This is a genomic window from Penaeicola halotolerans (assembly GCF_016464625.1).
Taxonomy (GTDB): domain Bacteria; phylum Bacteroidota; class Bacteroidia; order Cytophagales; family Cyclobacteriaceae; genus Penaeicola; species Penaeicola halotolerans.
This window is the reverse complement of the sequence record NZ_JAEAGO010000003.1, coordinates 189,486-208,325: the sequence shown is the minus strand read 5'-3', so window position 1 is coordinate 208,325 and position 18,840 is coordinate 189,486. Positions and strand designations below refer to the sequence as shown.

The window sequence follows — 18,840 nt, the reverse complement described above, 5'->3', positions numbered from 1 at the left end:
CTTATTGAATTGTCACTGACTCAGTCAAATTTATTTTTCTAATTAAATAATTTAGTTTTATATTATTATGATCCCAATGGTTATTAATATTGCTTAAACATTGAATCAAATTTGTAGATTGGGTTTCATTTTCAAGTTTTGATTTGATTGGAACTGATAGATTTCCAGCATCATCTTCCTTGATTAAGTTAATTTTCTTAGAATAATCTCGGTCATTATTATAAAACCAAAGCAATAAGGATTCTATATACAAAAAGGAAATTCCATTAGACTCATTTTTTTTTGAAAAGGTAATGTCAAAAAATAAGTCACTTAATTCTTGTAGAGAGAAATCATTTCTTTCAATTTTTTGAAAATCATCATTTCGCATTATTTTCAAATAGACTAAAATAAAAAGTAAATCAGAAAATGTTAATTGATTACTTTTAAACGAGCACAGAACAAGTCGAGTTAATGCAAATATTCTTTCTTGTTGTCTCAATGTAGCATTTAGATTTGTAAAAAGAAAGTTAGCCATAGAGAGGAATTTATCTGAATCGTATGGAAAGAATCCAATTCTCAATCTCTCCTCTGAATAAAAGAAGCTGTCAAATGAATAGTATTCAAAAAGGTACTTGGTAAAATCCTCTGTAGAAGGTTTGGGTATTGAATACTCTAAGTCGATAAACCGCCTTAAATATTCATTGCTGTCAATTTGTTCACTTCCATAGAAACCTTTTACAGCACTTGCTAAGTGGTTCTTGTCGATAGATAGCACAAACACAATTCCCGAAACTGAAAAAAAGTGTTTGATCTGTTCTAAAACTTCAACAGAATAGTTCGGTCTGCACCTATCTAATTCATCAACAATGAAAATTAGAGGTTTTGAGTTATCAGCTTGTTTTACAAATTTTTCTAACTCTTTTCTGAACTCAATGATGGTTTTCTTTTTTGAAGCATATTCTTTTAGTTCTTCTTCTAAAATTTCAGTAGATGCTTTAGTAGCGTCTTCAATGGAATTGATGGCAATATCATCTATATCAGCTACATATTTCTTAATCAATGATTTTACAAGTGCAGGAGCAATATTCTTGACTAAAACAGCTCCCTTTTCAACTACTGATTTAAAAACCTCCTTATTCTTCTCATTAGTTAAAGTTTGTAACTCCGAGACTAGTGCAACTAAAGGATTATTATCAAAATCATTTTCCCAAGCATTGAAATAAATAGTTTGAAAGCCTTCATTTTTAAGTTGCTGCTGCCACATCTTCACAAAGGTCGTTTTTCCAGCTCCCCATTCATTGTTTATAGCTAAGACAAAACCATCCGAATATGTATTTACAATATCTGTTAAGATGCTTGCGTAGGGTTCTCTTGCCAATTTGCAGTTGGCAAATGGATTTTCTTGAGGTATTTCTATTTCGTGATGCTTTATTTTCATTTAGTTGTGAATTCAGCTCTTGTTTCGGTTTCGTTCATTTTTCTTAATTCTTGAATAATTTAAAACTCACCTGATAACGATAAAACTCAATGTTGTTGGTAACGGAGAGGGCTCGTTTGATGCGAATATCATCTTCTAAAGCGATGATGATGCCTTTTACTTCCTGATTAGGTTCGGCTAATTCTTCTTTTACATAACCCATATAGCGTTGTATTTGCCCAACTACATTATCACTTACCCTTCCTTTTTTAAGTTCTACTACCAATAAGATTTTCTTGTCTTTGCTTACGGCTAATATGTCAATAGGTCCAGTATCACTTGGATATTGCTGTCCGAGTATAACACCATCTTCTTCATAGATGTCGTATTTCTTGCCCAATTCGGTTTGCTTCCAATTTTGCACCAAGAAATCTTCCAAATGCTTTTCTAATGCAAAAACCGATGGGTCTTCTACAGTTGCATCATTTGAAACAATAGTAGGTGGTTTTACATTGCCAATGAGTTTTTCAATTTCATCCGCATATTGACTGACGTTGGCTATTGTACCTGTTGAACCTGTGGAATTTTTAAGTTCCTGCGACATTGCCGAACGCTCAATGAAAACAGGAAACCATTTTACGCTTCTGCGGTGGGGTAAATTGGTGTTGGGCTGATAACTGTAATCTGATATAACTTCACCTACGTAATAACTACCCAGCCCATCAGGACAAATGACCACATCTCCTTTTTTGATGCCTTTGCAAACCGTCCACAACATACCGCAAGCTAAACCTGCGGCTACTTTGGTTTTATTGGGGTGCAATTGCAACCAAATATCTCTGAACTTGGCATTAAAATCACGCCAATTTTCGGGTAGTTCTTTGGTAAGGTCTTGGTTGATACCGTAATGAGCACCGATAAAATTACCATCATAACACTCTTTGGCGTATATGCTTTTGGCTCCTAATATGACTCTGAAATAACTTTTCATACTGTTTACAATTTATTAACTCTTCCCTCATATTTTGGTAAACCTTACAATAAAAAAGGCTTCGACAAAATGAATGAAGTTTGCCCCAAGTTCTTTCAGAATTTGAGTGATTTCTTGTCTTCGTTTTATTTTCTTCCATTTGTCTGAATCAGGATTTACTTGATTTTAGGATTTGCAAGATTGTATTTCGGGTTAAAAACCTTTTTGAATTGCAAGCTGGTTGCTCCGAAATTGATGAGCAAGCCAATAGGAAAATCATAAGCCACTACATAGTTCTTTGCTTGTGCCAAATGCACATCTTCTAAATTGATAACGGCTTTTAACTCAACGATTACTTGATTTTCCACCACAAAATCAGCCCTGCGTGTTCCTACTTGAATGCCGTCATAATAAATTACTTGTTCTATTTCTCTACCGAAACTTAAACCTGCACGCTCCATCTCAATAGCCAAACACCTTTGGTAAATGACTTCCTGAAAGCCATTGCCTAAAGTGTTGTGAACTTTCATTGCACAGCCATTGATCTTATATGTTAGCTCATCAAGCGTCATACATTTACAGTTTTAAAATCCTGTTCATCCTTTAATCCTGCCAATCCTGATGCTGACAATTGCCCACTAAACGCCTTTTGCAAGATGGATTTTTTCAGTTCTTCCAAATCATCTATTTTCTTTTGATACACCGCTTCCAACTTTTGTGTTTCGGTTCGGAGGGCATCTAATTGGCGGACGATGGTTTGTTGGGATTTGAGTGGTGGAAGAGGAAAAGGTATTTCTTCAATTAGACCAAAACTTATTGCTGGCATTGCTGCACCATTCATAGTTGCTTTAATAACATTTTGGAATATTGGTGAATTAAGATAAATGAACAAAAAATCAGTTGTCAGTTTTTCGGTTGATTTAGGAATAACTCTGAATAGATTGTTTGCCAAAGCACCTTCCAAACCACGACACACAAACCCTGTTGATGCACCGTATCTAACAAGTGCCACATCATCCGTATTTAAAATGTATTTATCCCCTGGGAAATCAATATACCTTGGAGGTTCATTTCCTTGTGTGTAATCAACAATCCTTAAAAATCTAACTTGATTTGCACCTTCTATTTCGCTTTGAAGTTTTACATCTCTTTGTATGCCTTGTGTGAAAACACATAATTGTCCTAAAGTTTTCTCTTCCCAACCATCAGCCTTATTCTCAAACACCCCCTGCAAATAGCTATCAAAAAGTTCTTTAGCGTTTTTGAGGTTTTGTTCGGCATTGGCTTTTGCCTTGGCTATGGCGGCAAAAGTTTCATCTAATATGGAAACGATGCGTTGTTGTTCGGGGAGAGTTGAGATGAAAGGAACATCAATAGTTATTAAATCAGATTTTACTAAACTTGGAATTGTTGTTCCCCTGTTTCGACTTTTAAAATCTATTGTTTGACACAAGTAATTTATAAACTTTGGGTCATAGCCATTCTTAGGATACAATCCAAAAGCGGTATCAACATTCCAAAATTTTTCTTCAATGTAAATAGGATTTGAAATGTTGCCCTTTCTTCCAATTATTGTAGTCCCTTCTTCACACAAATAATCAGTAGCAAAACCCATCAAATTTCCCGCACTTCCATAAATAGGATATTGTCCGCTTTCTGAAATTACAGCTGATTGATTTCTACCGTTGATAATATCAACAACTTCCCCCAACTTCTTTATTTCCCAAACTTGCTTCATATTGTCAGAATCAGGATTTGCTTGATTATAGGATTTCAAGATTTTTTTTGTTTTTAAATCCTGTTCATCATTAAATCCTGATAATCTTGGTTCAGACATTTTTCCTTGCTTCATATCAATTCCGAAATTGAGTTTAAAATTTCGGCACTTTCTTCATCCAATGCTCTCATTTCTTCCAAAATGGCTTGCGGTTGGCGTAGGGCAGCTTCTTCTTTTTTGTTTGGATTCTTTACGCTGAGGTCGTAGCTTCCATTGCTGGATTTGGCAAGTTCAGCCACCGAAATGGTCCATGAATTGGGGCTTTCTGCAAAGGAGCCTTGCTGCTCTACAAAATGACGCATATCGGCATCACTCAATGGGTTGGTTTTCCCCATTTTACGTCCTGGGTCGAGCTGGTAGTACCAAATCTTTTCAGTGGATTCACCTTTGGTAAAAAACAACACTACCGTCTTTACGCCCGCACCTAGAAACGTTCCAGCGGGCATGTCCAAAATGGTATGCAGGTTACAGCTCTCCAATATATGCTTTCGCAAGGAAACAGAAGCATTATCTGAATTGCTCAAAAAGGTATTTTTGATAACAATAGCTGCTCTTCCGCCCGTTTTTAAGCTTTTGATAAAATGCTGTAAGAATAAAGAAGCCGTTTCGCCTGTTTTAATATCAAAGTTCTGTTGAACCTCAGGGCGCTCTTTACCTCCAAATGGTGGATTGGCTAGAATGACATGGTAGCGGTCTTTTTCTTGAATGTCGCGAATGTTCTCAGTAAGCGTATTGGTATGTATGATGTTTGGGGCTTCAATGCCGTGCAAAATCATGTTCATCACCCCAATGATATAAGCCAAGTTCTTTTTCTCTTTGCCGTACAGGGTGTTTTCCTGCAAGGTTTTGAGGTTGGCAGTGGTTTTCTCCATGCGGTTGTATAGGTACTCATAAGCTTCGCACAAGAAGCCCGCACTTCCACAAGCGGCATCATATATTTTCTCACCAATTTTGGGGTCAAGCACTTCGATCATGGCACGAATCAAAGGACGTGGCGTGTAGTATTGGCCGCCATTACGTCCTGCGTTGCCCATGTTCTTGATTTTGGTTTCGTACAAGTGGCTGAGTTCGTGCTTGTCTTGAGAGCTGCCAAAAGGTAGACCATCTGTCATTTCGATGATCTCACGCAGGTTGTAGCCACTTTTCACTTTATTACTCAACTCACTAAAAATCTCCCCGATTTTGTATTCAATGGATTTCGGGTTATCAATGGATTTCTGCTTGAATTCAGCTAGGTAGGGGAATAGTTCATGGTCAACAAACTTGACCAAATCTGGCCCTGTCTTGGTTTTGTGGTGATCGAGTTTCCCATCAGCTGTTTTGGGCATCGCCCAATTTGGCCAGCGGTAAGCTTCATCGATAATATATTTGTATGCTTTGCCTTCTAAAGCAGCTTCATCTGCTTTTTCACTCTCCAAATGGTCAAGGTATCGTAAGAACAAAACCCATGAAGTCTGTTCAATATAATCTAGTTCGCTATCTGCACCTGCGTCCTTGTAAAGTATATCGTCTATGTTTTTAAAAGTCTGTTCAAACATTCTCTTTCTTTTATTTCAAATCCTTATTTATCAAATATAGTATTTCTCCACCCACTTCTCTTTTAAAGATCAACCTCTTACATCCCAAGCTTTACACCTTGTTATTCAGCTTTTTAAAGTAAGAAATTGGATTTAAACTCAGATAAAATGCTTTTATCCCCTCTTAAACTTATTCATTTTTAGGGATAATCTGTCCCCGCTCAAAAATTCTCTTCTAAAATAGCCCTTTCTAGCTTAAGAAAAAACACCCATCACCTCCTCAAATACTCCTCGCTTGGGCAGGCATTTCACACGTCTAATCACCAAATTTCCATACAAAAAATCTCAAAAGTCCGTGACAGTTTGTGTCATTGAAGGTTTATATAAAATTGTATATTTATAATTTATCACTGTATTATATTGATATTTTGAGCAGATTTTGCTGGGGGTTATCCTCGACTCTTCCTCGACTTATCCTCGACTTATCCTCGACTCATCCTTTACTTTACCCTATAAAAGGCGAATAAAACGAATAATACGAACAGAACGAATAAAGCGAACAAAACGAATAATACGCATAATGCGAACAGAACGAACGTTCGTTTTTTTGATTCCTTGATCTTTCCCATCTTGCCTCCCTAGCTAGACCTCATTACTAGTTCTTTGACATCTTGATAGGCGAGTGGAGAGATCAGCTGCCTTTGAGCTTTTCACCCTTGGCTGAGAGGGCTACCAGCTGCTCGATGCGTGATTGGCGAGTCTTGTCCGTTTTGGCGAGTTTGAGCCAGCGCAAGACAAAGCGCTTGCTGGAAGGATTGATCCCATCAAAAAATACCGCAGCATGTGCCTGTTGGTCGAGCGCTGCTCGGAGATCTGCTGGCTCGATGAGTTGGTCTACATCATCCATGAAGTCCCACAGCCCATTTTGCTTGGCCACCTCTATGGAGCGAAAGCCCGCAGTATGCATTTTGCCATCAGCGATGAGTTTGGCTGCGCGATCCTTGTAAGTTTTGGCCCAGTGCTCCACCCTGCGAGGAGAGATGAGCTGCATGGTGCGCTCCTCGTCCAGCTTGCGCCTGATGCCATCTATCCAACCAAAGCAAAGCAGTTCATCTAGTACTTCCTGCGTGGAGACATACTTATCAGGCACATTTTTCTTGTAAGTCACAAGCCATACACTTTCCTGTTGGGCATGGTTTGCTTCTAGCCAAGTCCGTAGATCAGCTGGAGAACTGATCTGTACCTGAGCAAAATTTTCAGTGGAGATCATCATTAAGCCTTTGTAGAATTATCTGTGTATAATCTGCGCTGATAGCCTCCTAGGAAGCTTTTTCTGCGGCTTAGTCTATTTTTTCGCTCTAAGCTATGATAGATCAGCGGCCCGATGATAGGAAAAATGAGCAAAAGAAACAGCCAAGACCATCTAAGTACTTGTCGATTGACTTGGTGACTATAGAGTACCTTGATAATCATCCAGATCCAAAGTGCTGTAGCGAGGAAAATGAAATAGTACATGGTGATCGCTTTTTGATCATTCAATATAAAGATATTTTCCTAGTTGAGCAATAAAAAAAGGCTGCCTCATGTGAAGCAGCCTGAAAATTTATCGATCTATTCGGATGGGCACATTGATATTGATCTGTGTGCCGCCTCTCCTCGCTGGATACTGACGGTTGTAGTCCGCATAGTACAGTTCTGGATGTCTGTGAAGAGGCACTTGCGCCATCATCTGCACACGCACCCTCCTCATATCTACCCTCGCCATGAAGTAGGGCAGCTGTCTACTCGTCACCCAGCCTCTACGATCTCTGTAGATATAGGCATGTCTACGTGCATCATAGAACACCTGATAGTCAGGGAAGTAGACGTGGTGTCGACCGTTGTATCCATACGCTCTAGCCCAAGGTGGAGGACCTTGCGGTCTTCTATGGCTTTCGTATCGAGGGGCATGATGCCTTCCCTGCTGATTAGGGTAATGTCTATATTCTTTTCTGCGATCCCTGTCATCATCCTTTCTGCCCTTGCCTCGCTGAGCGATAGCATCTGTCCCAAGTATCATAGCAAGTACGAGTGTGACTCCGAGCATTTTTCTGAACGTTTTCATGATATTTTCCCTTTGGTGTTACTTCCCATATTTCCAAGATCATGCCAATTTTATCTTTATATATGAATATAATAAGCAAGTGATTGATGGAGAGTATTTTAGAACTTATATATGTTTGATCACAAGAGATTGTATATTTGTGATCGCTATCGAATTTGTTTGGATGTTTTAACACACTACTCCAACATAACTACTGATAGTATATGAATCACACACCTACATTTAAGATGGAGCAGACCATGAGATGGTACGGCCCATCTGATCCAGTCTCACTGTCTGATATAAGACAAGCAGGTGCCACTGGGATCGTCACAGCACTCCATCACATACCCAATGGGGAAGTCTGGCCAATAAAAGTCATAGAGGCACGCAAACAAATGATCCAAGAGGCAGGTCTCACTTGGTCAGTGGTAGAATCCGTCCCAGTACATGAATCCATCAAAACAAGAACAGGTGATTATGCCCACTACATAGAGCGGTATAAGCAAACGCTCAGACACTTGGCAGAAGCGGGGATACTGAGGGTTTGTTACAATTTCATGCCGATACTTGACTGGACGCGAACAGACCTCTCTCATGAACTTCCTACTGGAGCTAAAGCACTATTATTTGAATGGCGTGCACTAGCAGCATTTGATTTGTACATATTGTGTAGGAGGGATGCCATGAAGGATTACTCCCCAGCAGTAGTAGAGGAAGCCTCCCTATATTTTGCTTCACTTACAGATGAGGCAAAGGCTAAACTAGCAGCTACGATCATAGCGGGTCTACCAGGCTCAGAAGAGGGTTACTCCATGGAGCAGTTCCAAGCAGCACTTGCTACTTACCAAAATATTGATGCTCAAAAGCTAACACAAAACCTCATTGCCTTTTTGCAAGAAATCATTCCCGTAGCAACTTCTTTAGGTATCAGAATGGCCATCCATCCAGATGATCCCCCTTTCCCTATTTTTGGCTTACCAAGGGTAGTGAGCTCTGCGACTCATTTGAGGATGCTTTTTGAGGCTGTGCCTAGTTTATCCAATGGACTTACTTTTTGTACAGGGAGCTTTGGAGTCAGACCTGACAATGACCTTCCTCAGATGATTAGAGAGTTTGGTGATCGGATTCATTTTATTCATTTAAGGAGTACACAGCGAAATGATCGAGGGGACTTTTTCGAAGCAGAACACTTAGCTGGAGATGTTCCTATGGCTGATGTAGTCAAAGAGCTCTTGACTTTGCAGCAAATAAGAAAAGAGAGTATCCCGATGCGTCCCGATCATGGACACCAGATGCTAGACGATCTACATAAGCAAACTAACCCTGGTTATTCAGCTATAGGAAGACTCAAAGGCTTAGCAGAGTTGAGGGGGTTGGAGTTAGGGTTATTACATTTTTTGCCATAGTCTAAGATATTCTCTATCCAAAGGAGGATATTTTAGTGCTTTGTGTTTGAAAAACATCCTTTAAATGCCTTTAAACAGCGATGTAACAATTTTACATATTTTTAGCAACCAAATTACAAATAGGCGGAGAGCCTTTTTCGACAAATTTGAATCGTTAAAACATCCAATAAACAAGAATTGAAGTTTAGTAAAATTTCAAAATCGAAAAAGCTCAAGTTATATCAGATAAGAGAAGTACTTTTTGGTCTTCTCTTTCTGGTATTCTTGTTAGTACTCACGCTAATATTATAGCAAAGCATGAAACCCAAAATCACACTGACCACGCTACTGCTGGTATGTTTATTTTCATTGACTAGCTGGTCGCAGACTATTCAGATCAAAGGCAAAGTTATAGATGCTGAAACCAATGAGCCACTCTTCGGAGCATCGATGGGTTTGGAAGGTTTGGTGGGTGGAGTAGCGACTAATTTGGATGGAGATTTTGTATTCAGAACAGATAAAAAAGGTTCACAGGTTTTTGTCATTCGTTTTATAGGATTTGAGACTAAATCGATACCTGTCAATATAGCGGATCAAGATATCGATCTAGGCATTATCAAGCTAGGAGCAAATGTCTCTAATCTGGAAACATTTGAAGTACGAGGTAGTCTAGAGGGTCAGCAGCGTGCACTCAACCAACAAAGAACAGCCGATAATATCAAAAACATCATTTCTGCAGATTTGATAGGTCGCTTTCCAGACCTCAATGTGGCAGAAGCTATGCAGCGTGTGCCTGGTGTCAACATACAGCGAGACAAAGGAGAGGGGTCGACCGTTTCGATCAGAGGAACTCCACAGCACTTTACCGCTATACAAATCAATGGAGAACAAATCCCCTCAGTACAACAGGATGGCTCTCGAAATGAAGCCTTAGACTTGATTCCTGCTGACCAGCTTTCTAGCATGGAAATCACTAAAGCTCCAACTCCCGATATGGACGGTGATGCTATCGGTGGTGTGATCAATCTCAAGACTCCAATAGCAAGAAAAAAGGAACTCGCAGTTAGGACTGAAGCAGCTCTTGGTTACAATGACATCTCTGGAGGACTCAATGGCATCGGTAAACTTCGCCTAGACAGAAGGTTTTTTGCGACAGACAATGACCCTATTGGTAAACTTGGAGTGATCCTGGGGGCGAGCTACTACAGTACCAATAATTCTGAAGACAGGATAGATGCTACTTGGTTGGGTATCCCTAGACCAGTGGGCAATATGGAAAACCCAGAGATAGTCATGGGAAACTATCAGTTTAGAAGCACTATCAATCAAAGAGAAAGGATAGGGGCAACGGCTACACTAGATTACCACTTCAATGATAAGCATGAGATTGTCTTCAACTATATGTACAATAGAAGAGAAGACATAGATACTAGAAATAGACTGCGATTTGATATGGATAGAAGTGGAGCAGTCTATCAAAGGCTCGACTCTATCACTGATGGTCGTATCCGAAGAGATATCAACTTGTTTGATGAGCTAAAAACCAACCAAAGCTTCAATTTACAAGGCTATCATAGACTAGGTGCCTGGAAGTTAGACTGGTCTGCCTATTACACAGTTTCCAATAGGACTTTTTCATCAGATAGAGGGGATTTTGCCCAAGATGAAGTGGGGATAGTGGCTGATAATCCCGGTGGTATCTACGCAGATGTGCCTATTTTTAGACAAGCAGCTGGAGAACAAAGTATGTACGATCCATTTTTCTACAGTGACTTCAGAAGATACGAAGAAGACTTTGAGACTACTGATGCGACTAATTTAGTGACCAGGCTAGATATCTTAAGAAACTTTACACTTTTCGGAGATACGCAAGCATACATCAAAGTAGGAGGTAAATACAGGTCGCAGACTAATTCAAAATTTAGAAATAATCAAGTCTTGAGATTTAATGATCCAAATGGACTCATCAATCCACAGGAAGCCTTTTTAAGAGTGCTTAGTCGTACAGAACCAATTAGCTTTTTAAACTCAGGATACCGATTTGGACCATTGATTGGTCGTCAAGCTTTCCAATCATATATCAATCAAAACAGACTTCTATTAGACACATCAGATGATGCATGGGATTCTGAGAGGCTTTCACTCAATGATACTTATGATGCTTTTGAAGACATCTACGCTACTTATGCGATGGCAAGAATACAGTTAAATAAATGGATGGTGCTTGCTGGTGTTCGCTATGAGTATAATGATGTCAGATATGATGCCTTTGAGGTCTTTAGAGTAGGTACTACGGTAGAAGGTAGTCCCATCACTGGAGGTACTTCCTACGGCTTCATCCTTCCTAATTTACATGTGAAATATAGTTTGGATAAGTTCAGAGCCATCAGGTTTTCTGCTGTGGTCAATTATGCCAGACCAAACTTTGTAGACATCGTACCATTTGTCAACTATGATGCAGATGCGATTACACTTCGTTTAGGAAACCCAGATTTGCAGCCAGCTCAGGCGATCAATTTAGATTTGATGTATGAGCATTACTTTGCCAACGTAGGGATCATCTCAGTGGGTGGATTTTACAAGGACATCGACCAGTTTCAATTCAGTAGGATAGATCCTTCTTTATTAAATGATTTCCCTGGATATCCTAGTACTCAAGGTTTTAGATTTGAGCAAGAGCAAAACGGTGAAAATGCTCAAGTGGCTGGTGTAGAGGTGAATTTCGTGAGAGCATTAGACTTTTTGCCAGGTATTTTGAGCAAGTTAAATATAGATGCTAATTATACTTATGCATACTCTGACGCATTTACACAAGATAGAAATAACATCTCCCTTCCAGGTCAAGCGGAGCATACGTTCAATGCAGCTCTTTCGGGAGACTTTGGGAAGTTTACAGGACGCATCATGGCCAACTACAATGGAGATTTTGTCAGCTCTTTAGCTTCTCAGAGGCAGGATGATATCATCCAAGAGCAACGTCTGCAAGTAGATGCTAATGCTTCCTATGCCATCAATGATAAGTGGAGGATCTTCGGAGAGTGGGTAAACATCACCAATGCACCAAGCATCAGGTACCAAGGTGAGCGAGAGCGTATTTCCCGAATAGCATACTTCGGTTGGTGGACTAGAATGGGTGTGAGCTTTAGATTTTAATAAAGATGAAAACAAGACATTTGATCGGTATAGGTTTGTTGCTATTGCTAGCCTTAGGAGCATGCGAGCGAGAAGAAGCATTTGATCTACCAGCTCCCAGCTTGATCCTAACAAGCTATAGTGGTCCACCTGAGATAGTACAGGAGCCTGGCAATGAAGTCTTTTTAGAGTTTGATGTATTTGCATCTGTAGGATTAGATAGATTTACAGTGCTTAAGGATGGTCAGCCTTTTGATGAAGTCCTTTTTGATTCAGAAATTTCTTCTCGTTATACTTTTGAATATGTAGTACCACAGGATCAGGAAATTGGTTCGGAAAATCAATTTTCTTTTACTGTGCGAGATAGAGATGGTCGTACTGATAGCTATGATTTGACAGTATTGGTAAGGTCTACTTTTTCAGAAATACAAGAAAACATCAATGGCACGGATGTCATCACTATCAAAGGTAAGTTGAACAATGACTACACATTTGAAGCAGTAAATACTTATCTCATAGACAGTGTATTATCAGTAGAAAATGGCGCTACACTCACCATAGAAGCAGGGAGTACGATTTATTTTAAGACCTATGATGATCCAAATCTCTTTTCTCAATTAGTCATCAATAGAAACTCTCAGATCATAGCAGAAGGAACTAAAGACACGCCTATAGTCATGACAAGTGACAAGGTGCTGCTAGGCCAGACACCACAGCCAAATGACTGGGGAGGCATCTATCTACTAGGCAATGCACCTACCAATGAGGGAAATGTAGTGATCGTAGATGGCTACCGCTACGGAGGTAATGTGCCTAATGACAACTCAGGAATACTACGCTATGTAAGGATTGAATACGCTGGTAAACTTGGTTTTCACGGAATTCACTTTTTTGGTGTGGGATCCCAGACTCGAGTGGAGTATTTGCAAGTTTATCGTAATGAAAACATAGCCATTCGCGTAAGAGGCGGTCGTGTGAGTTTCAAATACATTTCTGCGATTGGTCATGGTGGATATGGTATCTGGGCTGATGCTGGCTGGCAGGGCAATGGACAGTTTTGGCTATTTCAGACAGATAGACAAGCGACTCTCGTTCCAGTAAACTTCTGGAATATTGCCAGATCACTAGAGATGCGCAACAATGACAATTCATTTTTGACACAACCTCGTACCACTTTTAGGATTTCTAATGTCACACTCATAGGAAATGGTTTTACAGATGGTGTCAACTCGGGCACGAGGAGAGGAGTCCGAATCAGAACTGGTGCCACTGGTATTTTACAAAACTTAATCGTCACGGAGTTTCCTGGTGACGGTGTGAGGATAGAAGACCTTGACGTAGAAAGTTTCGGTCAGACCATGATCTTGGACAATACTTACTCATTTAACAACAGAACGAATTATGAGCAAGATGCTCCCATTTTCGCAGAAGACCCTGCCTACAATGTCTCTGAGCAAACTGCTGGAGGGATTACTCAAGAAAACTTTGTAGGGATACAAGCGACAAGCTATAATCCTACGGTACTAGGTGCCTTCTTTTCATCTGCTCCATATGCAGGTGCAGTAGATCCAGCCAATGACTGGACTGCGGATGGCTCTTGGTTTAAAAACCTGAATGGAACGATAAGATAAAACTTTAACCCTTAACCTAAATTTATTATGAAAAAGATGAACCTATTAGACATGTCAAAGCTACTTATTTGCTTGGCCATGTCAGCTTTTGTCATGACATCCTGTTCGGATGATGAAGACCCAATTCTACCAGATCCTACACTCTCTATCCAAGGTGGTGAGGTGATTGAGGTGAAGAGAGGCGAGGCGATCTCTGTTACACTCAATATCGACACAGATGGCAACAATAGAGAGCTTGTAGTTTACAGAGGTGGTGGTGTACTAGAAGTTGTGCCACTAAATGCTACAGCAACCTCTTTTACTTATACAAATCAGACAGTGCCTGCTGATGCTGAAGAAGGTGAAGAATTTGAATACGAGTTTGCTGTCTTCAATACTCAGGGATCTAGCTCACCAAGGGTAGGGCTTACAGTAGTTACCATTGCATATGATGAGATAGAGGTCAATGGAGAGACACTTTACAATGTGGACATTCCTACAGATGGTATCGTAGAAGGTGATGTCAAATTCATTACTGGAAGAGATTACTACATCTCTGAGACACTAAGTTTTGCAGCGGGTTCTTCTCTCACCATAGAAGAAGGCGTCAATGTCTACATGGCATCTGATGCAGCCATTTTAGTAGATATTGTGATCAATGAAGGGGCTACTATAGAAGCTACTGGCACTAGAAATAACCCAATCGTGATCACATCTGATAGAGCAATATCGGGTGATGCAGCTCCTGGAGACTGGGGAGTATTTAATATCCGAGGTGGCGGTGCTGGTACTAGCAGTGGGACATTCCAATATGTAAGACTTGAGTATGGAAACGCACGAAACTTTAGACTACAAAATGTCGGAGATGGTACTGTAATAGATCATATCCAAGTATATAAAGCTGATGGTGAAGGCATCATGCCTACAGATGGCAATGTCAATATGAGCTATTTAGTAGCTACTGACTGTGCTGGTGGTGGATTTAGATTAGGGGATGCTTATTCTGGAAGAATTCAGTTTGGTATCGCTATGACTTCAGAAACTTTGGATGACAACTCTGAGATAGAAATCAGAGAGACTGCCTCTCCGATACTAGCCAACTTTACAGTGATAGGTCCTGGTACAGAGGCTGAAAACACTTCAGGTATCAGAATGAGAAGCAGCAGTGCAGGTAAAATATACAATACCATTATAGCAGACTTCCCACGCAGAGGACTTAGACTCAATGATGCAGTGAATATCACGGACCTAGATGGAGAAACGGTATTTGCCTATAGCTTTATCTTTAATGTGCCAACTGATCCTTACAGAGATGACACAGCTAATGGCAATCCATTTAGAGGATTTGTAGACGGTAATGGAGATTTTCAAAACCCATTCTTCAATAATGTCACTGGATTTGATGCAGAGGGAGATCCAATCTTGACCTCCATCGCTGGCATAGGCACTAATAGCTTTGTGCCAACGGCTGAGGAGACGAGTGATTTCAATCCTAATAGCATTTCAGGATTTGCTTCTGCGGCCTTTGTAGGCGCTATCCAAAATGCTGCAAATGACTGGACTACTGGATGGGTGAAAAACTCAGACGGTAGCATCAGATAAAACTTAATCAACCATTTGCCTAAAAAGCTGGTCAGTTTGCGCTGGCCAGCTTTCTCAATTTTAAGCCTATGAAATATCTACTCACTTTACTTTTCGGGGTCAGTACTGGATTGGTTTTGGGTCAAAGCCTTCAGCAAAATACTCCTCCAAGCGTACAGCACATTTCCTATTTAGCTAGTGAAAGACCTGATCGGATTTTGATGACTTTTGGTGATGATAAAGGTAATAGTCGTATCATCACTTGGAGAACAAAAGAAACTGGAAATAAAGGTTTAATACAATGGTCCTCACAAACAAAAGAAGTGGAGTTTTACAAAGATGTGTACAAAAAAGAAGCTGAATCTACTAGCCTCACTACTATTTTGGGTGAGAGGGTCACTTATCATGAAGTAATATTGGATGAACTAAAACCAAACGAAAAATATACCTACAGAGTAGGTGATGGCGTCCATTGGAGTGAATGGATAGATTTCGAAACAACTGCTGCTGATGAGTTTCAATTCATCTATCTAGGGGATGCTCAAAATGATCTGTATCCACTTTGGTCTAGAGTAATCCGAGCAGCATATCAACGAGCACCTGAAGCTAGGTTAGTCTTACATGCGGGGGATTTGATTAATCATTCTCAAAATGATTACGAATGGGCTGAGTGGTTTGCTGCTGGAGGGTACATACTTTCCAGCATTCCTCAGATCATTGTTCCAGGTAATCATGAATACGTGAAAAATGAGAATGGAGAAAAAGTAGGGATTAGCCCACTTTGGGATCCGCAGTTTAATTTCCCTAAAAACGCACCTCAAAAATTATCTGATAGAGCGTATTATATAGACTATCAAAAAGTTAGATTTATAGCTCTGGACTCTAATGATGACATCGAAACTCAAGCGGTTTGGCTAGAAAGCCTCCTCAAGAATAATCCTCAGCGATGGACGATAGTGACTTTTCACCATCCAGTGATCTCTGCTGCCGAAGGTAGAATCAATGAGGGAGTTATGAAAAACTGGAAGCCACTACTTGATCGCTATAAAGTAGACATGGTCTTACAAGGACATGATCATGTCTATGGCAGAGGCAATGCGGTAAATAGTGGCCTTGGCAAATGGGATGAAGATAGTGGTACTGTATATGTCGTTTCTGTCGCTGGACGCAAGATGTATGAGCTCAGCGATCACCCTTGGATGCAGAAAAAAGGTCAGGATGTGCAGACTTATCAAGTCATCAACATAGGAAATGATAGATTAAGCTATAAAGCGTACACGCTTGATGGAGACGTTTTTGATGCCTTTGATCTCATCAAGATAGAAGGTAGTGCAAACAAACTAATAGAGAAACTCATAGAAGAATGATGAAAAAAACTGTAATCCTTCTTAGCCTTTTACTCTTTCAGTGGCTTGAACTGCAGGCGCAGCGTGAAGTTTATCGATTGGATGATAAATTGATTCTAGCCAATGAGCTAGTCGAATATCAGTATCTCTGGAATGACGGAAAACTGATGCTACACAGCATGAAGGATAAAAGATCTAATAGTAGCTGGGAGATCAACCAGCCTGAAGTGGATTTTTGGCTGCCTGATTTTGAAAGTGAGTTTAGAGCGGATCTAGAGATACGAGATGGAGGAGCTACTGAAGTACCTTATACAGAAGTGGTACTTCATATCACAAGTGCCGCACTACAAGTTCAAAGAAGCATTAAAATATATGATCAGAGTCCAGCTATCAGACATTTTATCTCAGTCAGGGGAAAGTCTACAGTTGATAGCTGGGAAGTTATCAAACCCAAAGAGAATGATATGATAGAGCAGCTTGCTAAGAAAGATTTTCAGCTAAGTTGGCTATCCGCTATTCCGATGAAAAGTCCTCACTGGAAAGTGAAGGTTCATAGCTTCAGAGAAGCTACTGATTATCATGATCAGCCTGTCAATACACAATCATATTTTCTGCATAGGCAGACACAGACAGCTTTAGGTAATCTGCTTATTGGGTCTCGTGATGAAAATGATGTCCACTTTTTTATAGTCAAGGAGTCCCCGATAGGATACAGCCAGTCAAGCTATCCAGGTTATGATTTTGAATTCTCTCAAGAGAGGCTCCTGCTTAGAGGCATAGGACTGAAACCCTCAGAGTTATCAGATGATTGGCAGTCGTTGTATGGCTATACCCTAGGGATCACTTCTGGTGGGCACTTTAGACAAATCTCAGATGTAGTAAGTTCGCAAAAGACGTTGAGAGCATATAGACCTGACAGGGATGGTATGATACTCGCCAATACCTGGGGTGATAGGAGTAAAGATTCGAGAATGAATGAAGCTTTTATCATAGCCGAGATCAATGCAGCTGCTAGTTTAGGCATTACACATCTACAGTTGGATGATGGTTGGCAACAGGGGCTCTCAAGAAATTCAGCTTCAAAAGCTGGCGTTAAATGGGATGACTGGAAACAAGAAGACTGGATGCCTCATAGAGAAAGATTTCCTAATGGACTGAAGCCTATTATTGATTTGGCAGCTAAGCATGGCATTGAGATTTGTCTTTGGTTTAACCCTAGCAAACAAAATCAGTATGCTTCATGGGAACGTGACGCAACTATTCTGATAGATTATTATAAGACTTATGGGATCAAAGTCTTCAAAATAGACGGACTTGATCTAGGGGATAGAGTGTCTGAAAACAATGTAAAAAAGCTTTTTGAGAAGGTTATGATTGAAAGTGATGGAAATGTCACTTTCAATTTAGATGTTACTGCTGGAAAACGAGTGGGTTACCATTATTTCCAAGAATTTGGCAATGTGTTTTTAGAAAACAGATATACCGATTGGGCTAATTATTTTCCTTATAGAACGCTTAGAAATCTTTGGTTGCTCTCACATCACATGCCAGCGGATAGGCTGCAGATCGAGTTTTTGAATGTCTTCAGAAATGTAGATAAGTACCCCTCAAGTGATGTACAAGCACCAGCTCAAGTGGGGCTTGATTATGCAATTGCTACCACACTTACTGCACAGCCTTTGGCTTGGATGGAGCTGTCAGGACTTACGAAAGACACATTAGAAGTCAAAGAGTTACTTGCTGATTATAAAGCACTTGCAGATATTTGGCATAGGGGTATAGTAATCCCTATAGGTGATGAGCCTAGTGGGTACCATTGGACGGGTTTTTACATTGATACTGAAGCAAGTGATTTTTTGATTGTTTATAGAGAGCAAACGGCAGAGTCGAGTCATACTTTCATGCTTCCCAAAGCGGTGAGTTCTATAAAGCACCTTTTTGGAGACTCGCCTACTTCTTTCCATGCAGATGGAGCTAAGTTTTCGGTAGAGCTTCCAGAGGCATTTAGTTTTGGTGTTTTTGAGATCAAAAAATAGG

General features: G+C 40.1%; 14 protein-coding genes. 6 read left to right on the top strand and 8 right to left on the bottom strand.

Annotated elements, in window-relative coordinates; translation table 11 throughout:
- Position 1: 1 nt before the first annotated feature.
- The 8 genes from I5349_RS08505 to I5349_RS08470 all read right to left on the bottom strand — a co-directional run bounded on the left by I5349_RS08505 (position 2) and on the right by I5349_RS08470 (position 7,767).
- Positions 2-1,420 (bottom strand): KAP family P-loop NTPase fold protein, encoded by a 1,419-nt coding sequence (locus tag I5349_RS08505; RefSeq protein ID WP_226390333.1) that lies wholly within the window; start codon positions 1,418-1,420, stop codon positions 2-4.
- Between the two features lie 43 nt (positions 1,421-1,463).
- Positions 1,464-2,390 carry an endonuclease NucS domain-containing protein gene (locus I5349_RS08500; protein WP_226390332.1) on the bottom strand — a complete coding sequence of 309 codons (927 nt, stop codon included), beginning with the start codon at positions 2,388-2,390 and terminating at the stop codon, positions 1,464-1,466.
- Between the two features lie 155 nt (positions 2,391-2,545).
- The gene (locus I5349_RS08495) at positions 2,546-2,941 is read right to left on the bottom strand and encodes a GxxExxY protein (protein WP_226390331.1); all 396 of its coding nucleotides are present in this window, start codon (positions 2,939-2,941) and stop codon (positions 2,546-2,548) included.
- Positions 2,938-4,221: a restriction endonuclease subunit S gene (locus I5349_RS08490; RefSeq protein ID WP_226390330.1), complete on the bottom strand. Its 1,284-nt coding sequence runs from the start codon at positions 4,219-4,221 to the stop codon at positions 2,938-2,940. Before I5349_RS08490 ends, I5349_RS08495 begins: the two co-directional genes overlap by 4 nt.
- Entirely contained in the window at positions 4,218-5,684 is a 1,467-nt protein-coding gene (locus tag I5349_RS08485; protein ID WP_226390329.1) for a class I SAM-dependent DNA methyltransferase, read from the bottom strand. Before I5349_RS08485 ends, I5349_RS08490 begins: the two co-directional genes overlap by 4 nt.
- 670 nt (positions 5,685-6,354) lie before the next feature.
- Positions 6,355-6,936 carry a YdeI/OmpD-associated family protein gene (locus tag I5349_RS08480; protein WP_226390328.1) on the bottom strand — a complete coding sequence of 194 codons (582 nt, stop codon included), beginning with the start codon at positions 6,934-6,936 and terminating at the stop codon, positions 6,355-6,357.
- The gene (locus tag I5349_RS08475) at positions 6,936-7,202 is read right to left on the bottom strand and encodes a PLDc N-terminal domain-containing protein (RefSeq protein WP_226390327.1); all 267 of its coding nucleotides are present in this window, start codon (positions 7,200-7,202) and stop codon (positions 6,936-6,938) included. The genes I5349_RS08480 and I5349_RS08475 overlap by 1 nt, the downstream gene beginning before the upstream one ends.
- Positions 7,203-7,266: 64 nt before the next feature.
- Entirely contained in the window at positions 7,267-7,767 is a 501-nt protein-coding gene (locus I5349_RS08470; protein WP_226390326.1) for a hypothetical protein, read from the bottom strand.
- Between the two features lie 203 nt (positions 7,768-7,970).
- On the opposite strand from I5349_RS08470, the gene uxuA reads away from it, so the two are divergent.
- The 6 genes from uxuA (at position 7,971) to I5349_RS08440 (ending at position 18,839) form a co-directional block, all read left to right on the top strand.
- On the top strand, positions 7,971-9,155 hold the full coding sequence (gene uxuA, locus I5349_RS08465; RefSeq protein ID WP_226390325.1) for a mannonate dehydratase: 1,185 nt from the start codon (positions 7,971-7,973) through the stop codon (positions 9,153-9,155).
- Between the two features lie 297 nt (positions 9,156-9,452).
- Positions 9,453-12,287 carry a TonB-dependent receptor gene (locus tag I5349_RS08460; protein WP_226390324.1) on the top strand — a complete coding sequence of 945 codons (2,835 nt, stop codon included), beginning with the start codon at positions 9,453-9,455 and terminating at the stop codon, positions 12,285-12,287.
- A 5-nt stretch (positions 12,288-12,292) separates the two neighbouring features.
- Positions 12,293-13,897: a beta-helix domain-containing protein gene (locus I5349_RS08455; protein ID WP_226390323.1), complete on the top strand. Its 1,605-nt coding sequence runs from the start codon at positions 12,293-12,295 to the stop codon at positions 13,895-13,897.
- Positions 13,898-13,924: 27 nt separating this feature from the next.
- Positions 13,925-15,478, top strand: a complete 1,554-nt coding sequence (locus I5349_RS08450) for a beta-helix domain-containing protein (RefSeq protein WP_226390322.1) — start codon at positions 13,925-13,927, stop codon at positions 15,476-15,478.
- A gap of 68 nt (positions 15,479-15,546) precedes the next feature.
- The gene (locus tag I5349_RS08445) at positions 15,547-16,824 is read left to right on the top strand and encodes a purple acid phosphatase family protein (RefSeq protein ID WP_226390321.1); all 1,278 of its coding nucleotides are present in this window, start codon (positions 15,547-15,549) and stop codon (positions 16,822-16,824) included.
- Positions 16,821-18,839, top strand: a complete 2,019-nt coding sequence (locus I5349_RS08440) for an alpha-galactosidase (RefSeq protein WP_226390320.1) — start codon at positions 16,821-16,823, stop codon at positions 18,837-18,839. Before I5349_RS08445 ends, I5349_RS08440 begins: the two co-directional genes overlap by 4 nt.
- Position 18,840: the final 1 nt, after the last annotated feature.